Source organism: uncultured Brevundimonas sp. (assembly GCF_937870815.1).
GTDB lineage: Bacteria > Pseudomonadota > Alphaproteobacteria > Caulobacterales > Caulobacteraceae > Brevundimonas.
On the sequence record NZ_CALMZS010000135.1, the window covers coordinates 1 to 17,985 of the forward strand.

18 protein-coding genes and 1 pseudogene are annotated in these 17,985 nt (G+C 65.9%); 6 read left to right on the forward strand and 13 right to left on the reverse strand.

What is annotated here, in order from left to right; translation table 11 throughout:
- The first annotated feature begins 204 nt into the window (after positions 1 to 204).
- Positions 205 to 1,230, forward strand: coding sequence for an IS110 family transposase (locus Q0588_RS08585; RefSeq protein ID WP_298745533.1), 1,026 nt, complete (start codon positions 205 to 207; stop codon positions 1,228 to 1,230).
- A 523-nt stretch (positions 1,231 to 1,753) separates the two neighbouring features.
- Here Q0588_RS08585 and Q0588_RS08590 read toward each other — a convergent pair.
- From Q0588_RS08590 to Q0588_RS08610, 5 genes are read right to left on the reverse strand one after another with little or no spacing between them, the layout of a single operon-like run.
- Positions 1,754 to 2,281, reverse strand: coding sequence for an arsenate reductase ArsC (locus tag Q0588_RS08590; RefSeq protein WP_298745535.1), 528 nt, complete (start codon positions 2,279 to 2,281; stop codon positions 1,754 to 1,756).
- A gap of 22 nt (positions 2,282 to 2,303) precedes the next feature.
- A complete protein-coding gene (gene arsH / locus Q0588_RS08595; protein ID WP_298745536.1) occupies positions 2,304 to 3,044 on the reverse strand; it encodes an arsenical resistance protein ArsH in 741 nt (246 codons plus the stop codon).
- On the reverse strand, positions 3,041 to 3,466 hold the full coding sequence (gene arsC / locus Q0588_RS08600; protein WP_298745537.1) for an arsenate reductase (glutaredoxin): 426 nt from the start codon (positions 3,464 to 3,466) through the stop codon (positions 3,041 to 3,043). The genes arsH and arsC overlap by 4 nt, the downstream gene beginning before the upstream one ends.
- A 7-nt stretch (positions 3,467 to 3,473) precedes the next feature.
- Positions 3,474 to 3,809 (reverse strand): metalloregulator ArsR/SmtB family transcription factor, encoded by a 336-nt coding sequence (locus Q0588_RS08605; protein ID WP_298745538.1) that lies wholly within the window; start codon positions 3,807 to 3,809, stop codon positions 3,474 to 3,476.
- Between the two features lie 49 nt (positions 3,810 to 3,858).
- Entirely contained in the window at positions 3,859 to 4,920 is a 1,062-nt protein-coding gene (locus tag Q0588_RS08610; RefSeq protein WP_298745539.1) for a substrate-binding domain-containing protein, read from the reverse strand.
- Positions 4,921 to 5,051: 131 nt separating this feature from the next.
- Here Q0588_RS08610 and Q0588_RS08615 point away from each other — a divergent pair, with 131 nt between their 5' ends.
- The 3 genes from Q0588_RS08615 to Q0588_RS08625 all read left to right on the forward strand — a co-directional run bounded on the left by Q0588_RS08615 (position 5,052) and on the right by Q0588_RS08625 (position 9,171).
- Positions 5,052 to 6,578 carry an alkaline phosphatase gene (locus Q0588_RS08615; RefSeq protein ID WP_298745540.1) on the forward strand — a complete coding sequence of 509 codons (1,527 nt, stop codon included), beginning with the start codon at positions 5,052 to 5,054 and terminating at the stop codon, positions 6,576 to 6,578.
- A 218-nt stretch (positions 6,579 to 6,796) separates the two neighbouring features.
- The gene (locus Q0588_RS08620) at positions 6,797 to 8,080 is read left to right on the forward strand and encodes an arsenic transporter (protein WP_298745542.1); all 1,284 of its coding nucleotides are present in this window, start codon (positions 6,797 to 6,799) and stop codon (positions 8,078 to 8,080) included.
- Positions 8,077 to 9,171: an ArsO family NAD(P)H-dependent flavin-containing monooxygenase gene (locus Q0588_RS08625; protein ID WP_298745544.1), complete on the forward strand. Its 1,095-nt coding sequence runs from the start codon at positions 8,077 to 8,079 to the stop codon at positions 9,169 to 9,171. The genes Q0588_RS08620 and Q0588_RS08625 overlap by 4 nt, the downstream gene beginning before the upstream one ends.
- A gap of 55 nt (positions 9,172 to 9,226) precedes the next feature.
- On the opposite strand, the gene Q0588_RS08630 is transcribed toward Q0588_RS08625, so the two are convergent.
- Entirely contained in the window at positions 9,227 to 10,192 is a 966-nt protein-coding gene (locus tag Q0588_RS08630) for an IS481 family transposase (RefSeq protein WP_298745546.1), read from the reverse strand.
- A 316-nt stretch (positions 10,193 to 10,508) separates the two neighbouring features.
- Positions 10,509 to 10,859, reverse strand: coding sequence for a metalloregulator ArsR/SmtB family transcription factor (locus Q0588_RS08635; RefSeq protein WP_298745548.1), 351 nt, complete (start codon positions 10,857 to 10,859; stop codon positions 10,509 to 10,511).
- A 65-nt stretch (positions 10,860 to 10,924) separates the two neighbouring features.
- Here Q0588_RS08635 and Q0588_RS08640 point away from each other — a divergent pair, with 65 nt between their 5' ends.
- Both Q0588_RS08640 and Q0588_RS08645 read left to right on the forward strand, forming a co-directional pair.
- On the forward strand, positions 10,925 to 12,100 hold the full coding sequence (locus tag Q0588_RS08640; protein ID WP_298745550.1) for an MFS transporter: 1,176 nt from the start codon (positions 10,925 to 10,927) through the stop codon (positions 12,098 to 12,100).
- 42 nt (positions 12,101 to 12,142) lie between these two features.
- Positions 12,143 to 12,898 carry a metallophosphoesterase gene (locus Q0588_RS08645; protein ID WP_298745552.1) on the forward strand — a complete coding sequence of 252 codons (756 nt, stop codon included), beginning with the start codon at positions 12,143 to 12,145 and terminating at the stop codon, positions 12,896 to 12,898.
- A 530-nt stretch (positions 12,899 to 13,428) separates the two neighbouring features.
- On the opposite strand, the gene Q0588_RS16040 is transcribed toward Q0588_RS08645, so the two are convergent.
- The 6 genes and pseudogenes from Q0588_RS16040 to Q0588_RS08670 all read right to left on the reverse strand — a co-directional run.
- Positions 13,429 to 13,632, reverse strand: coding sequence for a helix-turn-helix transcriptional regulator (locus Q0588_RS16040; protein ID WP_366872782.1), 204 nt, complete (start codon positions 13,630 to 13,632; stop codon positions 13,429 to 13,431).
- Positions 13,633 to 13,753: 121 nt separating this feature from the next.
- Complete coding sequence (locus Q0588_RS08650) at positions 13,754 to 14,992, reverse strand: DUF3363 domain-containing protein (protein WP_298745553.1); 1,239 nt, start codon at positions 14,990 to 14,992, stop codon at positions 13,754 to 13,756.
- A 333-nt stretch (positions 14,993 to 15,325) separates the two neighbouring features.
- On the reverse strand, positions 15,326 to 16,267 hold the full coding sequence (locus Q0588_RS08655; RefSeq protein WP_292097868.1) for a DUF2493 domain-containing protein: 942 nt from the start codon (positions 16,265 to 16,267) through the stop codon (positions 15,326 to 15,328).
- Positions 16,268 to 16,721: 454 nt separating this feature from the next.
- On the reverse strand, positions 16,722 to 17,198 hold the full coding sequence (locus Q0588_RS08660; protein WP_298745554.1) for a GcrA family cell cycle regulator: 477 nt from the start codon (positions 17,196 to 17,198) through the stop codon (positions 16,722 to 16,724).
- A 126-nt stretch (positions 17,199 to 17,324) separates the two neighbouring features.
- Positions 17,325 to 17,744 (reverse strand): single-stranded DNA-binding protein, encoded by a 420-nt coding sequence (locus Q0588_RS08665; RefSeq protein ID WP_292097864.1) that lies wholly within the window; start codon positions 17,742 to 17,744, stop codon positions 17,325 to 17,327.
- Positions 17,745 to 17,778: 34 nt separating this feature from the next.
- Positions 17,779 to 17,985: pseudogene (locus Q0588_RS08670) on the reverse strand (hypothetical protein); the annotation flags it as partial.

The window sequence follows — 17,985 nt, forward strand, 5'->3', positions numbered from 1 at the left end:
TAGGGCACGTCTTAAGAACGCCCTCCAGGACCGAGGCGAGCGCTTTTCGGGCAGCGGACGTTGCGAAAGGTCAGTTCTAGACGTCCGGCGGCGCCCGCGCCAATCTCCGCTCAGGGCGGGTCGTAAGCGATGGGGTGGACGCCCCCTGACGGCATCTAAGTGCCAAAGTGGAGGTGTTGAGCACACCCCTTGAAGGAGGCGTCCGTGGGTGAAGTTAGCATCATCGGCCTGGACCTGGCCAAGACAGTCTTTCAGGCGCACGGCGCAGATTCGTCCGGCGCCGTGGTCTTCCGCAAGAAGCTGCGACGCGACCAGCTGCTGGCGTTCTTCGCCGGCCAGCCGCGGTGCTTGGTAGCGATGGAAGCCTGCGCCGGCGCGCACTTCTGGAGCAGGGAGATCGCCGCCTTGGGGCATGAGACCCGGCTGATCCCGCCGTCGTACGTGAAGCCGTTCGTAAAGCGGCAGAAGAACGATATGGCCGATGCCGAGGCGATCTGCGAGGCGGCGCAGCGACCGACGATGCGCTTCGTCGCGCCCAAGAGCGCCGAAGCCCAAGGAGCCGCGGTCGTCTTCCGCACACGCGATCTTCTGGTCCGCCAGCGCACCCAGCTGATCAACGCCCTCCGAGGCCATCTGGCCGAGTTCGGCTTCGTCGTGCGCCAAGGGCCCGGGCACGTCAGTCGGCTCATCGAGCTAACGCAGGATCCGACGAGCGGCCTACCGGACCAGGCCCGCCCGATCCTAGAGATCGTCGCCCAGAGCCTGCAGCAACTTGAAGCTAAGATCGCCCTGCTCGATCGCGAGATCGCCGCGCGGTCGAAGGCTGACCCTGTCGCCATGCGCCTGATGACGATCCCGGGGATCGGGCCGATCGTCGCCACCGCCCTGGTCGCGCTGGCGCCGCCGGCGAGCACGTTCAGGCGGGGCCGCGACTTCGCTGCCTGGGTCGGGCTGACGCCACGGCAGCACTCCAGCGGCGGCAAGGAGCGGCTTGGCCGCATCTCCAAGATGGGCGAGCGCAGTCTGCGACGACTGCTGATCCTGGGCGCCAGCTCGGCGGCCAAAGTCGCGGCGCGAGAGCCGTCCCGGGCTAGCCCGTGGCTGGCCGGACTGCTGGCCAGGAAGCCGCGCATGCTGGTCACCGTGGCGCTGGCCAACAAGATCGCGAGGATCGTCTGGGCGCTGATGGCGCACGGCGGGTCCTACAGAGCTCCGGCCGCCACAGCCTAAGCGCTGTGATGGCCTGAGGCGTCAGGAGGAGGCAGGAAGGTCAGACGAGACGTATGGCGCAACGGTCCATGAGACGGCGCCGGGAAAACCAGAAATGTCCGATGCGCCTCGAGCGCGCAAAAGCGACGTGGACCCGGTGCGCGAACTCCATACAGGCCAGCGGCGTGTGAACAGCCGCATCAACAGGCCGGACACACGGAAGCACCTGAACCTGCGCGCACTATCCTCGAAAAACCGCTTGCTTCCGAAGGGGCGTCCACACACGGTCATTGGACCACCTGCGGAAAGGAGACATCCCAATCTCAACGACCGGCCGCCAAGGACCAGCCTGCCTCCCCCCGCGCCTCAGCGGCTCGACGAGTGTCGCGCTCAGGAGCGCTCCTGCTTCCGTCCCGGGCGTTGCCGGGGTCTGTGCGGTCCGAGGGAATGAGCAGTCACGTCTGCCTCCTTTGGCAAAGGTTAAAGGCACGCGGAGGGCGCGCCTGAAACCATGTCCGGCGGCGAGACCTCCGCTTGGGCGACATCAGTCTTCTGCGGCGGGCCGCCTCATCTGATCGTGAATCGATTGCACGCTGCTGCGCAACGCCATGCGGTCCAAGTTCGCCACATGGAGCTGCGCCAAGAGGCTGATCCGCGCCAACAGCTCCTTCAACGTCCTCCCGAACGCCCGTTCGGTTTCGATGTCAGTTCCGGCAACGGCGGCCGGATCGTCGAGACCATAGTGCGCTGAGATGGGATGCCCCGGCCAGACGGGGCAGACCTCGCCCGCGGCGTTGTCGCAGACGGTGATGACGATATCGATGGGAGGCGCGCTGTCCGCTCCGAACTCGTCCCAGCTTTTTGAGCGCAGGCCCTCGGTCGGATAGCCATGATCAGACAGAACCTTCAAGGCCATGGGATGAACCTGACCTTTCGGCGTCGAGCCGGCGGAGAAAGCCTCAAAGCGATCGGTTCCGATCTTGCGCAGAACGGATTCCGCGATGATCGATCGTGCTGAGTTGCCGGTGCACAGGAACAGGACCGAGTATTTGCGATCGGACGAGGCAGGCATGGGCGGCTCCGGGCGGCTTGAACTAGCGGATGGCGATGGCTGAGAGGTCGGCGGCGGCGTCGATCGGGGTTCCGGCCGCCTTGCGTTCGGAATACCGGTCCACCAGCCGCTGCGCGTGCGGCCGGGTGAGGATGGTGAACCGGACCAACTCCTCCATCACATCGACGATGCGGTCATAGTAGGCGGACGGCTTCATGCGTCCGGCGTCGTCGAACTCCATGAAGGCCTTGGCGACGCTGGACTGGTTGGGGATGGTGATCATCCGCATCCAGCGCCCGAGCAGGCGCAGGGTGTTGACGGCGTTGAAGCTCTGCGAACCGCCGGACACCTGCATGACCGCAAGGGTCCGTCCCTGTGTTGGGCGCATGCCGCCCATGTTCAATGGCAGGTGGTCGATCTGGAGCTTCATGATCCCGGAGACCTGGCCGTGGCGTTCCGGGCTGCACCAGACCATGCCCTCGGACCACAGGGCATGCTCGCGCAGCTCATGCACGGCGGGATGATCGTCGCCCGCCACTTGGTCGGTCAGGGGCAGGTCTGACGGATCGAAGATGCGGATCTCGCACCCCATGCGGCGCAGCAGACGGGCCGCCTCCTCGACGCAGAGACGTGAGAAGGACCGCTCACGCAGCGAGCCATAAAGCAGCAGGATGCGGGGCGGCGGATCGCCGGCGCCGAGGCCCAGCGCCGGGGTATTCGAAAGATAGGCCGGATCGAGCGCCGGCAGATGGTCGACATCAGGCAGATCGCGAAGGCGGCTCATCCGCGCACGCGGCGCCCGTCGGCGTCGATGACGACTTCGCCATCCTCCTTGGTGAAGGGTTTCAACCCCTCGTCGGGCAGCAGGTCCAGCACCACCTCGGACGGTCGGCACAGCTTCACGCCCTTGGGCGACACCACGATGGGACGGTTCATCAGTATGGGATGCGCTTCGATAGCGTCGAGCAACTGGTCGTCCGACAGGCCTGCGTCGCCCAGGCCCAGTTCGGCATAGGGGGTGCCCTTCTCGCGCAGGATGTCGCGCACCGAAACGCCCATCCGTTCGACCAGTTGGGCGACCAGGGCCCGGCTGGGCGGGGTCTTCAGATATTCTATGACGTGGGGCTCTATGCCGAGGTGGCGGACCAGTTCGAGCGCGTTGCGGGACGTCCCGCAGGCGGGGTTGTGATAGATGACAACGTCCATTGGGGGCTCAATCGCAGCAAGGGGCCAGTTCGGCCAGAAGAGGTTGGCACAGGTCCGCGCGGCCTTCGCAGCAATCCTTGAGCAGGAACAGCACGAGCTCCCGCAGTCGATCCAGATTGGCCCGATAGATGATCGAACGGCTGCGCCGAATGGAGGTGATAAGGCCGGCGCGGGCCAGCACGGCGAGATGGGCCGACATGGTATTGGCGGGCACGGCCAGGGTGTCGGCGATTTCGCCTGCCGCCATCCCGTCCGGCTCATGCCGGACGAGAAGGCGCAACGCATCAAGCCGCGTCGATTGCGCCAAGGCCGCGAGGGCCAGGATAGCGGGTTCGGATTCCATAATTCCAATTTAGTGGAAATGGCGTTGGCGTCAAGATGGCGTCCCCCGCTTAGTCTGCGGTGGAAGGCGCGGTCATGGGCGTCATCGAAGTCGCCAGCGCCCGTTGCGCGGCCAGGTCGTCGGCACGCAGGGGGATCATGCCGCGGTCGGCGAGATAGCCGCTGGGCGCCATGGCGCCGTCAGACAGATATTCACGCACAAAGTCTTGCAGCCCCGGTGTGACGCCGACGTGGGCCTTCTTGACGTAGATGAACATGCTGCGCGCGAGAGGGTACGAGCCGTCGGCGATCGTTTCGATCGACGGCATGACCCCATCGATCGACGCCGCCTTCACGGACGAGGCGTTCTGATTGAGGAAGGAGAAGCCGAAGACGCCGAGCGCGCGAGGCGTACGGGTCAGGGTCTGGACGATGGCGTTGTCGTTCTCGCCCGAGTCGATCCAGTGGCCGTCCTCACGCAGCGTATGCGCCACGGCTTCGAAACGATCCTCGTCCGAGGCTTTGAGCGCGGCTAGAGCTGGGATTTTTTCGGCGCCTGCGGACATGCCGAGTTCAAGGAAGGCGTCTCGCGTGCCGGACGTCGGGGGTGGGCCGTAAACCTGGATGCGATCGGTTGAAAGTGCGGGATTCACGTCGGCCCATGTGGTGGCCGCGTTGGCGCGGAAGCCGGCGCCTTCCGGGACTTCCTTGGCGAGGCCGAGATAAAGGTCCTGGATGCGCAGATCATAGTCCGAGCCGTCACGGGCCGTGGCGACGACGATGCCGTCATAACCGATCTTGATCTCGACGATGTCCACAACGCCGTTGGTCTTGCAGCGTTCGAACTCGCCGGACGTCATCGGACGGGAAGCGCTGGCGACGTCTGGCGTCTGAGGGCCGATCCCGGCGCAGAACGCCTGTATGCCTCCTCCGGTCCCCATCGACTCGACGCGAGGGGCGCCGCCAGGCGCGTTGCGTCCAAAGTTTTCAGCCACCCGCGTGGTGAACGGAAAGACTGTCGATGAACCGACCGCCCAGATTTGGGTGCGCGCCCGCTCGCCTGATGCGCCGTCGCTGCATCCGGTCAACAGGGCGGCGGCGGCCAGGCTTGTCAGAATGGTCCGAGGCGTCATGATCAATCTCCTTTGCTGAATACAGGCTTAGCAAGACTTTGTGACAAATTTCCAAAATGTTGGAAATCCGGAATTATGGATTGATATCCGAGGGCTCGCCGCTATGACGGCTGGGAACCAGGAGATGTCCGATGAAGTCTGTGTCCAGCGCCATTTTCTTCGTGGGGCTTATGGCTCCCGCCCTGTCGGCTCAGACGGCGATGAGTCAGCCCGCTCAGTCGTCCGACGCCTATTTCATCGCCGCCCAGGCCGATCTGGCGACGCGCCTTGTGGTCACACCCAACACCGACCGCGCTCGCAACATTATTCTGTTTGTCGGCGACGGGATGGGGACGAGCACCCTCACAGCGGCGCGTATTTTCCAAGGCCAAAGCCGGGGCGTCGATGGGGCCTCGACCTGGACGACTATGGACCGGTTGCCCTACGCCGGTCTGGTTCGGACCTATTCTCATGACAGTCTGGTTGCAGACTCGGCGCCCAGCGCCACGGCGCTGCTGAGCGGAGTGAAGGCCCGCAATGATACGGTGGGGGTGGATCACACGGTGGCGGTCGACGACTGTGCGGGCTCTGTGGGTCATGGCGCCGTCTCCCTGTTCGAAACCGCCGAGGCGGCGGGTCTGGCCACGGGGATCGTCTCTACAGCGCGCATCACCCACGCCACGCCGGCGGCCGCCTATGCCCACACGCCGCAGCGGGACTGGGAACACGACGCGGAACTGCCGGCCGCCGCCGTCGCGGCGGGATGCAAGGATATCGCCAGCCAGCTGATCGCCTGGCCCCACGGCGACGGCTTTGAAGTCGTCCTCGGCGGCGGCCGCGCCGCCTTTCTGCCCGAGACTGCAGCCGATCCCGAAGACCCGCAGGCGCGAGGCCTGAGGCAGGACGGGCGGGATCTGATCGCAGAGTGGAAGCTCAAACATCCCACCGGAAGCTACGTCTGGAATCATGCGCAGTTTGAGGCGGCGACGCCGGAAGGAGGCGCGCCTCTGTTGGGGCTCTTCGAGCCGGACCATATGAAATATGAGGCCGAACGCGATCAGGATGTCGGCGGGGAGCCTTCGCTCGCGGAGATGACGCAAAAGGCGATCGCGGCGCTGCAGCAGCAGGACAAGGGCTATGTGCTCCTGGTCGAGGCCGGGCGCATCGACCACGCTCACCATGTGGGCCGCGCCGATCTCGCCCTTGCGGATACGGTCGCGCTCGATGACGCCGTCGCCGCCGCCCTGGAGATGGTCGATACGTCGGACACTCTGGTGATCGTCACCGCCGACCACAGTCATAATCTGACGATCAGCGGCTATCCGCCCCGCGAAGCGCCGATTCTCGGATCGGTGACGCGGGTCGACGGCGCCCGCTCGATCGCTTCAGACGGCAAGGGTTACGCGATTCTCAGCTATGCGAGCGGACCCGGCGCCGTCGACGGTTCGCGTGCGGACTTCGCCGACGAGGCGCATGACCAGACGCCCCATCCGGCACTGGTGCCAATGCGGTCAGCCGCCCATGGCGGCGAGGATGTCGCTGCGCGAGGCGTTGGACCTTGGGCTCATCTGCTGTCCGGAACGATCGAGCAAAACCTGATCTATCACATCATGGTTCACGCCCTGCGCGCGGGCGCGGGCGAGGACGAAGACGAAGCGATCACCCAGGTCCAAGACTGATCGGCGGCGCGCCTCGCCGTGGGCGTCACACCGGCTCATCTCCGGCTATCCGGGCAGGTTGACGAAATCGTCGCCGACGACGCAGGTCTCCGGAGGCGGTGCGAGGTGCGGAGGCAAGCGATGAATGATGAGAATTCCCTCTGCGCCGAGGCGCCCGCACCGCCCGTGCGGGCCCGACGTTTCAACGCCTGGTCTATCGACTCCAAGAAGGCTTCAACATGATCCTCGCGGTTCTGATCTTCATCGCCACCATCACCCTGGTGATCTGGCAGCCCAAGGGTCTGCAGATTGGCTGGAGCGCACTGGGCGGCGCGGCTGTCGCGCTGTTGCTGGGCGTGGTGTCATTGGGCGACATTCCGGTGGTCTGGAACATCGTCTGGAATGCGACGGCGACCTTCGTGGCCGTCATCATCATCAGTCTCCTGCTCGACGAGGCGGGGTTCTTCGAATGGGCGGCGCTCCACGTTGGGCGGTGGGGTGGCGGCCAGGGGCGACGGCTCTTTGTGCTGTTTGTGCTCCTGGGCGCCGCGGTGGCGGCCCTGTTCGCCAATGACGGCGCGGCCCTGATCCTGACGCCCATCGTCATCGCCATGCTGCTGGCCTTGGGGTATGGGCCAAAGGCCACCCTGGCCTTCGTCATGGCGGCCGGGTTCATCGCCGATACGGCCAGCCTGCCGCTGGTGGTCTCCAACCTGGTCAATATCGTCTCGGCCGACTTCTTCGACATTGGCTTCGGCGACTACGCCTCTGTGATGATCCCGGTGAATCTGGCGGCGATCGCAGCCACCCTGGCCGTGTTGCTGCTGTTCTTCGGGCGCGACATCCCGCCGGCCTATGAGGTGGATCGCCTGGCCTTGCCGGCGACGGCGATCAAGGATCGGGCGACGTTTGTCGCAGGCTGGGTGGTCCTGGCGCTTCTGCTGATCGGCTTCTTCGCCCTCGAGCCGATGGGCGTCCCTGTTTCGGCCGTCGCCGCCGTGGGCGCTGTCATCCTGCTCATCGTCGCCGGACGAGGGCCGACGATCAGCACGACCAAGGTGCTGCGCGAGGCGCCCTGGCAAATCGTGATCTTTTCGATCGGCATGTATCTGGTGGTCTATGGGCTGCGAAACGCTGGCCTCACCGATCACATCGCCGGCCTGCTCAATCGTTTCGCAGAGGGCGGCGTCTGGACGGCGGCCTTCGGGACCGGCTTCCTGACCGCCTTCCTGTCGGCCATCGCCAACAATATGCCGACCGTCCTGATCGGGGCGTTGTCGATCGACGCCTCTTCCGCGACGGGTCCGGTCAAGGAGGCCATGATCTACGCCAATGTCATCGGCAGCGACCTGGGTCCGAAGATGACGCCGATCGGCTCCTTGGCGACCCTGTTGTGGTTGCATGTGCTCGCCAAGAAGGGCGTGCGTATCGGTTGGGGCTATTATTTCAAGGTCGGGATGGTGCTGACTATTCCCGTCCTGGCCGTAACCCTGGCGGCGCTGGCGATCCGGTTGACGCTGTGAGCGGTCTCCTGGACGTCCTTGTCCTGGGGGGCGGGCAGTCGGGCTTGGCGACAGGCTACTTCCTGCGCCGCACCGGCAGGTCCTTCGCCATCCTTGACGGTGAAGCGGGACCGGGCGGAGCCTGGCGGCACGGCTGGGACTCGCTGCATCTGTTCTCCCCGGCGGAGTGGAGTTCGCTGCCGGGATGGCAGATGCCGCAGAGTGCGGGCCAAACCTACCCTTACCGTGATACGGTGCTCGCCTATATGGCGGACTATGAGGGCCGATACGGCTTGCCGGTCGAAAGACCCGTGGAAATCCTCTCTGTTACGCGCGACGACGGCGGCTTCGTCGTCGAAACAGACAAGGGTCCGAGGCGGTCGCGCGCTCTGGTCGCGGCGACGGGGACATGGCGCAAGCCGTTCGTGCCGGACTATCCTGGCCGTGATGATTTTCAAGGCGTGCAGCTTCACTCGGCCGCCTATCGCAATGCAGAGCCGTTCGCTGGGAAACGCGTGCTTGTGGTCGGGGGCGGCAACTCCGGGGCTCAGATCTTGGCCGAGGTGTCGCAGGTCGCCGACGCGACTTGGGTGACGCCGCAGCCGCCGATGTTCCTGCCTGACGATGTGGACGGACGCGTGCTCTTTCAGCGGGCCACCGAGCGATGGCGCGCGGCGCAGGAAGGACGGTCGGTGGATCTACCCGCCGGCGGCTTCGGAGATGTCGTGATGGTCCCGCCGGTAAAAGAGGCGCGCGCGAGGGGGGTGCTGCACGCCGTCCGGCCTTTCGACAGGTTCACCGCCCACGGCGTCGTCTGGTCCGACGGCGCCGAGACAGCGGTCGATGCCGTCATCTGGTGTACGGGGTTCCGTCCAGCAACCGACATCCTCAAACCCCTGGGCGTCGTTGATGACAGCGGACGGGTCAGTACGGACGGGACGCGTTCCACAGTCCTGACGGGGCTTTGGTTGGTGGGTTACGGCGAATGGACGGGAACCGCCTCGGCGACCTTGGTCGGCGTCATGCGCACCGCCCGCGCGACAGCCAAGGAAATCGACGCCTTCCTCGGCCCGAACGCCGCTTCAATTGAAAACGCCTCGCCTTGCCTTTGAAGTAGAAGGGCCGGGTGGACGACCTCTGCCGAACCGAGCTTAGAGCATTCACGGACTAGGTGTTCAGTCCCGAGGTGAGGTGGATTGGATCGTATCTGAAGCGGTGTGGCTCGTCAGCCCAAGCCTTGCAGATGGCCTCGTAGGGCGTGAGGCCCTGTAAAGTCTTGAGCCGCTTGGCGAAGTTGTAGGCGTCGAGGAAGGCGGCGAGGTGCTGCCTGAGCTGTTGATGGCTGTCGTAGTGATAGCGGCGGACGGTGGCCTCTTTCAGCGTCCGGTTCATCCGCTCGACCTGACCGTTGGTCCAAGGGTGGTTGGGCTTGGTGAAGCGGTGCTCGACGCCATGCTCGAGGCAGACGCGGTCGAACTTGTGGACCCTGTAGCGAGCGGTGGGGCCGGAGCGATGCTGAGGCATGTCGCCGAACTGGACGCCGTTGTCGGTTAGAACCGTGTGGATCTTGTAGGGCACGGCCTCGATCACGGCTCTGAGGAAGTCAGCGGCGATTTGCACGGTTGCGGCGGGATGTAGCTGGGCGAAGGCGAACTTGGACGTGCGGTCCACGGCCACGAAGAGATGGAGCTTGCCCTCGTCGGTCCTGACCTCGGCGATGTCGATGTGGAAGTATCCGATGGGATAGCGTTTGAAGGGTTGCCGGGCTGGCTTGTCGCCGGCGATCTCGGGCAGGCGGCTGATGCCGTGGCGTTTCAGGCAGCGGTGCAGCGACGACCGGGTCAGGTTCGGAAGCGTCGCCTGGAGCGCGTAGAGGCAATCGTCCAGCGGCAACAGAGTATGTCTGCGAAAGGCGACGACGATCGCCTCTTCCTCAAGCGACAGAACGGTCGAACGCACCGTCTTTGGCCCCATCGGCGCGTCATGCACGAAGGCGCGCTTCCGCCATTTGGCGACGGTCTTGTGGTTGAGCCCGTGCCGCGCCGCTAGCTCTTTGAGCGGAGCCTTCGATCGCTGTATCGCAGCTCGGACGGCGTGCGTGGTCGTGGCGCTGCCGTGGAGTATCTGGCCCATAATGCCTCCCGGAATGAAGGATCAGCTTGACTGATTCCCCCACACGCCGGGACTGAACACCTAGAGCCGACGCTTTGTCACTCCGGTCTTCGCAGACCTCGGACCCGCGCGTGGCCGCTTCGTGCAAAATCGGGACGGAGTTTTCAGGGCTCGGGACGGAATTTGCAGGACCAAGTGTCGCCCCAAATCCTCCTGTGCATAGAGTGGGTCAGCGGTGCGCGGCGTTGAAGACCCTTGGCATAGACAATCGCTATATTGGGTGCATAAATGCACCTATATGCATGCATCCGCTTTAGCCAACGGCCTACCGTTCACGTTATTCGGGCGCGGGACAACAGTACGGGACCAGCCGACGCAGCTCCTCGACCATCCCCTCCAGACGGTCGCAGGTTTGCGGGCCGTCCAGTTCGTAAAAGACGTGTCGTCCATTCCTGCGGGCGACGACCACCCCAGCATCCGCCAGAATTCTGAGGTGGCGGGAGATCACGGATCGATCCTGTGGCAACTCGTCGGCGACCGCGCCGATGTCGGACGGCCCCTTACGGATCAACACCGCGACGATGGCGATGCGAGCCGGTTCGCAAAGCGCACGAAACAGCGCGGTATCGAGCATGGCCAGGGCCCGGTCAGCGGCGTGTTGGCGCGTCGGCGCTTCGGCATCGGTCACGGACATCATGCACAGGAGATAGGTGCATCGTTCTGCATGTGTAAAGGCGCGGTCGAGGCGCTTCAGTGACGCGGCCGGGACGCCTGATCGCGGTCGTCTGTCTCGCCGAGGTTTCGGGCATGGCGGCTTATGCCGCTTTCGCCGCCAACCTTCCGGCCCTCACGGCGTCCTGGTCCCTTACGGCGGCGCAGGCCGGGTGGATCAGCGGCGCCTTCTACGCGGGCTACGCCTTGAGCGTTCCTGTGTTGGTGGGCCTGACTGACAGGGTCCCGCCGCGCATCATCTATCTGCCCGCGATGTTCGCCACAGCGGCCGGCGCGCTTGGGTTTGCCGTGCTAGCCGACGGTTTCTGGACGGCGGTCATCTGTCAGCTGATCATGGGCGCCGGCTTGGCCGGGACCTATATGCCTGGTTTGCGGTGGCTGACCGACGCCCTGTCCGGCGCGTCGCGCGCCAGAGCCGCCGCCTTCTTTACGGCCTCGTACGCCCTCGGCGCCGGATTGTCCTTTGCCTTGCTCGGACTGCTGGCAAGCCGTTACGGCTGGCGGCTTTCGCTGGCGCTGGCGACCCTCGGCCCCCTCCTCGCGGCGACTTTGATGGCGCTGTTCGGACCTCCGACGTTCGCGAGACCGGCTCGCGTTCTTGCCAAGGGGCGGATTGGCCGCATCTTCCGAGACCGGGTGACGATGGCCTATGCCGTGGCCTACGGCGCGCATAATTTCGAACTGTTCGGGCTCTGGTCATGGGCCGTAGCCTTTCTCGCCTTCACCCAGGCCGACGGCGTCAATCCTGCACTCTTGACCGCCACCCTCACCCTGGTCCTCCTGCCGGCCAGCGTCCTGGGCAACGAAGTCGCGCTGAAAATCGGTCGCCGGAGGTGGATCGTCGGGGTGTTGGCGATGTCCGGCTTCATGGCCTGTTGGATCGGTTTCCTGCCGGCAGCGGCGCCGCCATTGGTCGTTGCAGGGGCGCTCGTCCTTTATGGAGGGCTGGCTGCGGCCGAATCCGGCGCTTTGACGGCGGCGGTCGTAGAGCGGGCCGACGACGAAATCCGAGGCGCGGTCATGTCGCTCTACAGCACCATCGGATTTATCGGCGCCTTTCTCGGGCCGATCGTCTTCGGCATGACCCTGGGATGGACGACCGCGCCCGGGAGTTGGGGATGGGCGTTTTTGTCGCTGGGCCTTGTGGCGTGGATCGGCGCAGTGGTCGTCTTGCGCGCCCGTGATGCCAATGCGTGATCCTAACAAGGGGCCGCCGATGCTGGCGTGGGAGGTCGATCAATGAAGCTGTTGTGGTTCACAGATCTCCACCTCCTGGCGGACAACTCGTCTGGGCCGCTCGGACGTGACCCCTGCGCCGCCTTCCAGGCCTGCCTCGATCATGCATTGGCCCGGCACCCGGATGCGGATCGCGTGATCATCACGGGGGACCTGATCCAGCTTCGACATGTCGAAGCGTACAAGGTCCTAAAGGGGTTGTTGGCGGACTGTCCGATCCCGGCTCGGCTTTTGATGGGCAATCATGACGACCGACCTGCCTTTCTTCGAAACTTTCCGGACGAATGCGGACCCGGCGGCTTTGTCCAGCGTGCAGAGACGGTCTCGGACTTTCGACTGATCTACCTCGACACGCTCGCAGCGAACGGGCGCCATACCGGGGAGCTCTGCAAAGTTCGCCTCAACTGGCTCCGCGAGGTTCTGGCCGCCGATCGGGATCGGCCGGCGATGATTTTCATGCACCATCCGCCCGCTGATATCGGCATCCCGGCGCTTGACCGCCTGAAGCTAGAGAATTCCTCGGACTTCGCTGACGCGCTCCAAGGGGCGGACGTCGAGATGATCCTGTGCGGCCACGTGCACCGCACAGCTGTGATGCGATGGTCAGCGGCGCCGACTCTTTCGCTCAAAGCCGTCAGTCCTGCCTTCTCACTCGATACTTCAAGCGTGTCCTTGAGCCGCAGTGATGAGCCGCCGGGCTACGGCGTTGTCGTGACTTCGGGGGGAAGGGCCGTCGTGCATGTGCAGGATGTGAAGTGAGCCTTGAAGCGATCTTCGAGAGCGGCTTCTGACTCGATGCCCGGCCGCGGCGGGCGCAGCCGCCTAACCGATGTCGCGCCGACATGGCACCCTGGTGACCGGCGTCGCCGTCTTCAATCGTGCTAGGACCGTCGCCGGGTCAGCCCTTCCATTCCCAGGCATGCATCATTACCTCGAAGTGGTAGGTGTTCGGGAAATAGCCTCGACCCCGCTCGGCCCCTGGGCCGATGGCCAGGGCAGGCACTTCTTCGGCGGTGTGGCTGCGGTTGGCCCCCTAAATAGTGGCCAATGTCCGCAATGGGTCGGTTTGCGACGACGGTTCCCGATCAACAAGCGGACAATCAGGCGAGGCGCCCATCCAGCCCGAAAGCGGACTCTCGGATTGGCCGAGATGAGTCACCAAAGGACGTACGCCCCTCCGTCGCCCAGCCGCCGCGCCTGTCCAGCCAGCAGACCCTGAACGTCCGCAAAATCAGGACTGGATGCTAGGCGCTCGGATTGGCGATGCTGCGAGACATCGCCCCACACGTCTATTCGAATAGTTGCCCGGGGCTAATCAGGAGTGCATCGGCGATTGCAATGATCGTCTCCAGGCTGGGGTTCTCTTCGCCTCGTTCTACCCCCGCCAGATAACGCAGCGAGAGATTGGCTTCCCCGGCAAGCGCCTGCTGCGACCAGCCCCTCGCGGTCCGAAACTTCAAAATGCTTTTCCCCAAGCGGGCCTTCCAATCCATACCGCATGGGTCGTCCGTCCCGCCAACTTGGAAAAGGTGCTATACCGCTGGCAATATATTGCCTCTTTCCTCGTCCGGCATTTGACCTGCATCGCCGATCGTCCAATCGCGCAATCCGGTTCTATATGGATAGACCGACCCCCCGCCCCGTCACGACCTGCGCCAGCCCGTTCTCCATCGGCGCCAGCGCAATCCGGCTCCCCACCCTCGCGCTCTCCCCCGTCCTCACCCGCGCATAGTGCTCGATCCCACCCACATCCCGCACGACCACAAACGGCGCCGTCCCCGCTTCGTCGTGAAACCCCGTCTTCACCACCACCCCGCGCACCCGCTCCGTCCCCAAGGGCCGCACCTCCCTCGCCCCTTCCAGCCGTCGTTGGTTCAGCGTCCGGATGATGTCCCGCCGCGCCTGCAGCGTCCGCAGCTTCGTCTCCATCTCCTCGTCGAGCCGGTAGCGCCGCCCCGTCCGAATAGCGAGCCCCAGCCCCTCCAGGTGCCGCAACCGTCCCCGGGTCAGCGCCGCCCAGGCGTCGTTCACCCCCACGCCGTCCTCGACCGTCCCGTTCACGTCCACCGCCGAAAGCAGCCGCCGATCGAACCCCGTGAACCGGTCCGCCTCCGTCTCTCTCCAGATGCGCCGTTCCGCCTCCACCCGCGACAGGTCCCCGAGCCGCTCCTGCGCCACCTCCTGCGCCCGCGCCCGGAAGCCGTAACCGATGTAGTCGCGCGGGATGACAAGGTCCCGCCCGTCACCTCGCCGCCCCCGCACGAGCACATGGGCGTGCGGCTGATCAGTATCGTAATGGCAGATCGCCACCCAGTTCAGATTCGGCTCCCCCAGGTCCGCCGACACCCGCCCCATGACCTCGCGGGCATAGCCCTTCAGATCCCCGATCCGGTCGCCGTGCTCCGGCGAGATGATGAAGCGGAAATGGTGCCGGTCCTCGCTCCAGCCCCCGGTCTCGACCACCGGCCGAACATCGTCCGTCTCCCGGTCGAAGAACTCCGGCCGCGCGCCTTCGACCCCGGCTCCCGAGCGTCCGAGATAGCTCACATGCGCCGCCAGGGCCGCCGCCCGCTCGGCGCCCTTGCCGATGTGCCGGGACACCAGCGCCTTGACGATCACCCGCTGGCGAACGTCCAGCCGGAAGGCCCTGCCCGAGCGTCCCTGCGCCGCCCTGAGCACCCCTGACCGATCCCCCAGCGCGAACGCCCGCGAGCTGGCCAGCCGCCGCAACAGGCCGGTGCGGACGTTCACCCGATCGGGTTTGAGGGACAGCGGAAGCCGGACCTGGACCGCCTCCGGGTCCTGACCGGCGCCGGCCGACAGACGCGACTGGATGGCTTCACGGATCAGCATTCCATGCCTCCCACCAGGCCGCCGACGCCGCCCAGGACCGACAACTCACCGCAAGTCGTCCGACAGTCTCAAGCGCGCCGCTAACCTGCTGACAGACTACGAAAAACCCGGACCGCCCAACACCCTCTTTTATCTTGCCATAAGCCCCTTTTCGCAGATTTCCGAACACCGCCGTCATAGGTTCGCACATCGGACCAAACCTCATCATCGCATCCCCGGTCCGTCGCCTGGTCGTCCCTGAGGCGCCGTCTTCGATCGCTCGAACGCCCCGGACGACAAACAAAAACCCGCCCGGCCGAAGCCGAGCGGGTCGTTGGTGTCAGTCTCGATCGATCAGGCCGCGCGCGCCCGGATGGGGACATGCCGCAGCCCGGACTCCATCGCCTTCTGTCCGAGGTTGAGCGCCGGTCCGAACGGCCGCTGGTCCGCCCGCGCCCGATCCACCGAATGCACCAGGGTGAGGCAGACCTCAGGCTCGAGCGCGATCAGTTCGTCGTTCGCCCGGAACGGAGCCGCCTTGCCGTGGGTGTCGAAATCCGCCCGGGCGAGGATCAGTTTCACCCCCTTCTGCTGGGCCCATTTGATCGCCAGCTTCTCGGAGCCCTTCGCCCCGGTCGTCGCCAGGGCCATGTCGGGCCACTCCTGTTTCGCCCAGTTCAGGGCGTCGAAGATCCGCCCCGCGTCTTCCGGGGTATCCGCCGTCGGAGCCCCTCTGAAGGCGATGACCGGACCGCCCGGATCCGCCTCTCCGGATTTCCGGTTGCGGATCGCCCGGATCGCCTGTTTCGCTTCCAGCTGGGCCGCCGTCAGATGGGTGCCGCGCCGCGTTCCGCGCCAGGCCGTCCAGACCTCTCCGGTCGCGACCGTCCAGGTTTGCGACGCCGCGTCCCGGATCAGTTCGCAGGCCTGCGTCGCCGCATCGCCTGCCCGGGCTTTCGCCGTGGCGTCCTGCAGTTCGACGTCGGCCGCTTCCGATCCGTCGAAGTCCCGATCGAGCGATCGCATCGTATCGCGCGCCCTATCCGCGTCGCGTTCGATCCGCCCGGCCGCCGAATGGAAGGCGCCGATCAGGGCTTCGCCGAGGATCGTCTGGAAGTCCTCCAGGGCTGTGTCGGAGATCACGTCCAGAAGCTCGGTCATGAGCGCGCGCCCGAGCTGGGCCAGGGCGTCGTCCGTCGGGAGCGGACCGCCTTCCTCGATGGAGGCTGACAGGTTGCCCAGGGCGGAGTCGGAGGTCGGGGTGAAGGCGGAGGATGAGGTGTTGAAGCGGGTCATTGGACCATTCCTTGAGACTGTCGAGCGCCCCATGCGCAACGACCCCGGTTTTGGCCACAGCGGGGTCCCCGGCAGTCACCGGAGCGGGCGGCCGCTTGGCCGTCCGTGGAGGGGAACGGCGCAGCCGTTGACTTCCGGGGTGCTGTGACCAAATCGGAGGGCGTTGTGTGGGGGCAAGTCCTCGCCCGCCTTCGGGCGAGGACACAACTCGGCGCCGTCGCGCCGATACGGACAAAGACGCATCGGTTCGCTTGCCGGCGACGGCGCGCCGTCGCCCATCCGGGACCGGTGTGCTGGAAGGCGGCGGACCCCGTCCGCCGCGCACGTGGACGAGTCCCCGGCTCTTGAAGCTCGTCCCTGCCTTCGCGGGGGCGCCGATGGCCGACCAACGGCGGCCTCGGGGGTCGAGGCCGCCGTGATGGCGCCGGACTGGGGAGTTCAGCAACGCGGCGTCTCAGTCCAGACCCGCGAGGGCCATCAGACTCTCGGCGCTCTGGCGGACGGGACGGTAGCCGATCTCCGCATGCGCGGCGCAGAAGGCCCCCCTCGCGATCCGCCTGCCGCACAGGGCGAAGCCGGGGTCTCCGGGATCGCCGTAGGGCCAGCGGCAATCACGCCGACGCACGGACAGGATGGTCGCCGTCCCATGAGACGGCGCATCCACCCGGCCCGGTGGGCACGACGCCGGACCCGGCGGCGGCGCGGGCCGGGCCGGCCAGGGCCGACGCGCGACCGGGGGCGCGGCGAGGCCGGCGGACCTTGAGGCCGGCGGCCGAGCGGCCGACAGGCCCAGGCGATAGACCTTGCCCAGGACCGCGCTTCTTGTGAGGCCGTGATCCAGATCGCGCGCGATCTGTGCGGCGCTACGGCCTTCGAGCCAGAGGGTCTTGAGACGACCGACGCGGTCGTCGGTCCAGGCGGAGGCGGTCATGGCGGAACTCCGGTGTCAGCGAGCCCAATCGGCTCGCCCGCGCCCGGCCTCGCTTCATCCTCCCGGTCCCCACACAGAAACGGCCCGACGCTCGCGCGCCGGGCCGTTCCGCCTTTCGCCGACGGATCAGAACGGGATGTCGTCGTTCAGATCGTATCCGCTCGCCGGCTCCTGCACCTGCCGGTCGGCGGCGCCGTCGTCCGCCGACGGCCGGTCGCGCCGGTTCTTCAGACGAATGTCGCCGACGATCAGACGCAGATCGTAGTGTTCGACCCCGTCTTTGCCGGTCCAGGTGTCGTTCTCGACATGGCCCTGGATCACGACCCGGCTGCCCTTGCGGGCGAAGGCCTCGATGTATTTCTCGGCCGTCGCCTCGTTGAAGCAGATGCAGTTGAAGCCGGTGGTGCGTTCGCCCGGCGTGCCATCGGCGCGCCGGAAGCGGGTGGTCTCCAGCACGCGGAAGCTCGCGCGCTTCTTGCCCGAGCCCTGGGCCGACAGGATGGACGGGTCGGCGGCCAGATAGCCTTCGAGGGTGAGGGTCTGCATGGTCAGTCTCCTGAAGATGGGTTTCGGTTGAGGATCAGGCGGCGGCGCGATCGGTTTCGCGGGCGTCGACGGTGTCGGGGTCGCGGGCCTCGGCCCAGTCGAGGACGGTCAGCCGGTTCACCACCAGTTCCTTGGCGGTGCGTTCGGTCCCGTCCTTGGCGGCGTAGGCCGTGTCGATGAAGGCGCCGACGACGACGGCTTCGCAGCCCTGGGCCAGACCGCGGGCGATGACCTTCTCGTT

Excerpts from the sequence above, each read along its gene's own strand:
- Q0588_RS08590 (WP_298745535.1), bottom strand. The coding sequence starts at position 2,281 with ATGCCTGCCTCGTCCGATCGCAAATACTCGGTCCTGTTCCTGTGCACC.
- arsH (WP_298745536.1), bottom strand. The coding sequence starts at position 3,044 with ATGAGCCGCCTTCGCGATCTGCCTGATGTCGACCATCTGCCGGCGCTC.
- arsC (WP_298745537.1), bottom strand. The coding sequence starts at position 3,466 with ATGGACGTTGTCATCTATCACAACCCCGCCTGCGGGACGTCCCGCAAC.
- Q0588_RS08605 (WP_298745538.1), bottom strand. The coding sequence starts at position 3,809 with ATGGAATCCGAACCCGCTATCCTGGCCCTCGCGGCCTTGGCGCAATCG.
- Q0588_RS08610 (WP_298745539.1), bottom strand. The coding sequence starts at position 4,920 with ATGACGCCTCGGACCATTCTGACAAGCCTGGCCGCCGCCGCCCTGTTG.
- Q0588_RS08615 (WP_298745540.1), top strand. The coding sequence starts at position 5,052 with ATGAAGTCTGTGTCCAGCGCCATTTTCTTCGTGGGGCTTATGGCTCCC.
- Q0588_RS08620 (WP_298745542.1), top strand. The coding sequence starts at position 6,797 with ATGATCCTCGCGGTTCTGATCTTCATCGCCACCATCACCCTGGTGATC.
- Q0588_RS08630 (WP_298745546.1), bottom strand. The coding sequence starts at position 10,192 with ATGGGCCAGATACTCCACGGCAGCGCCACGACCACGCACGCCGTCCGA.
- Q0588_RS08645 (WP_298745552.1), top strand. The coding sequence starts at position 12,143 with ATGAAGCTGTTGTGGTTCACAGATCTCCACCTCCTGGCGGACAACTCG.
- Q0588_RS16040 (WP_366872782.1), bottom strand. The coding sequence starts at position 13,632 with ATGGATTGGAAGGCCCGCTTGGGGAAAAGCATTTTGAAGTTTCGGACC.
- Q0588_RS08650 (WP_298745553.1), bottom strand. The coding sequence starts at position 14,992 with ATGCTGATCCGTGAAGCCATCCAGTCGCGTCTGTCGGCCGGCGCCGGT.
- Q0588_RS08655 (WP_292097868.1), bottom strand. The coding sequence starts at position 16,267 with ATGACCCGCTTCAACACCTCATCCTCCGCCTTCACCCCGACCTCCGAC.
- Q0588_RS08660 (WP_298745554.1), bottom strand. The coding sequence starts at position 17,198 with ATGACCGCCTCCGCCTGGACCGACGACCGCGTCGGTCGTCTCAAGACC.
- Q0588_RS08665 (WP_292097864.1), bottom strand. The coding sequence starts at position 17,744 with ATGCAGACCCTCACCCTCGAAGGCTATCTGGCCGCCGACCCGTCCATC.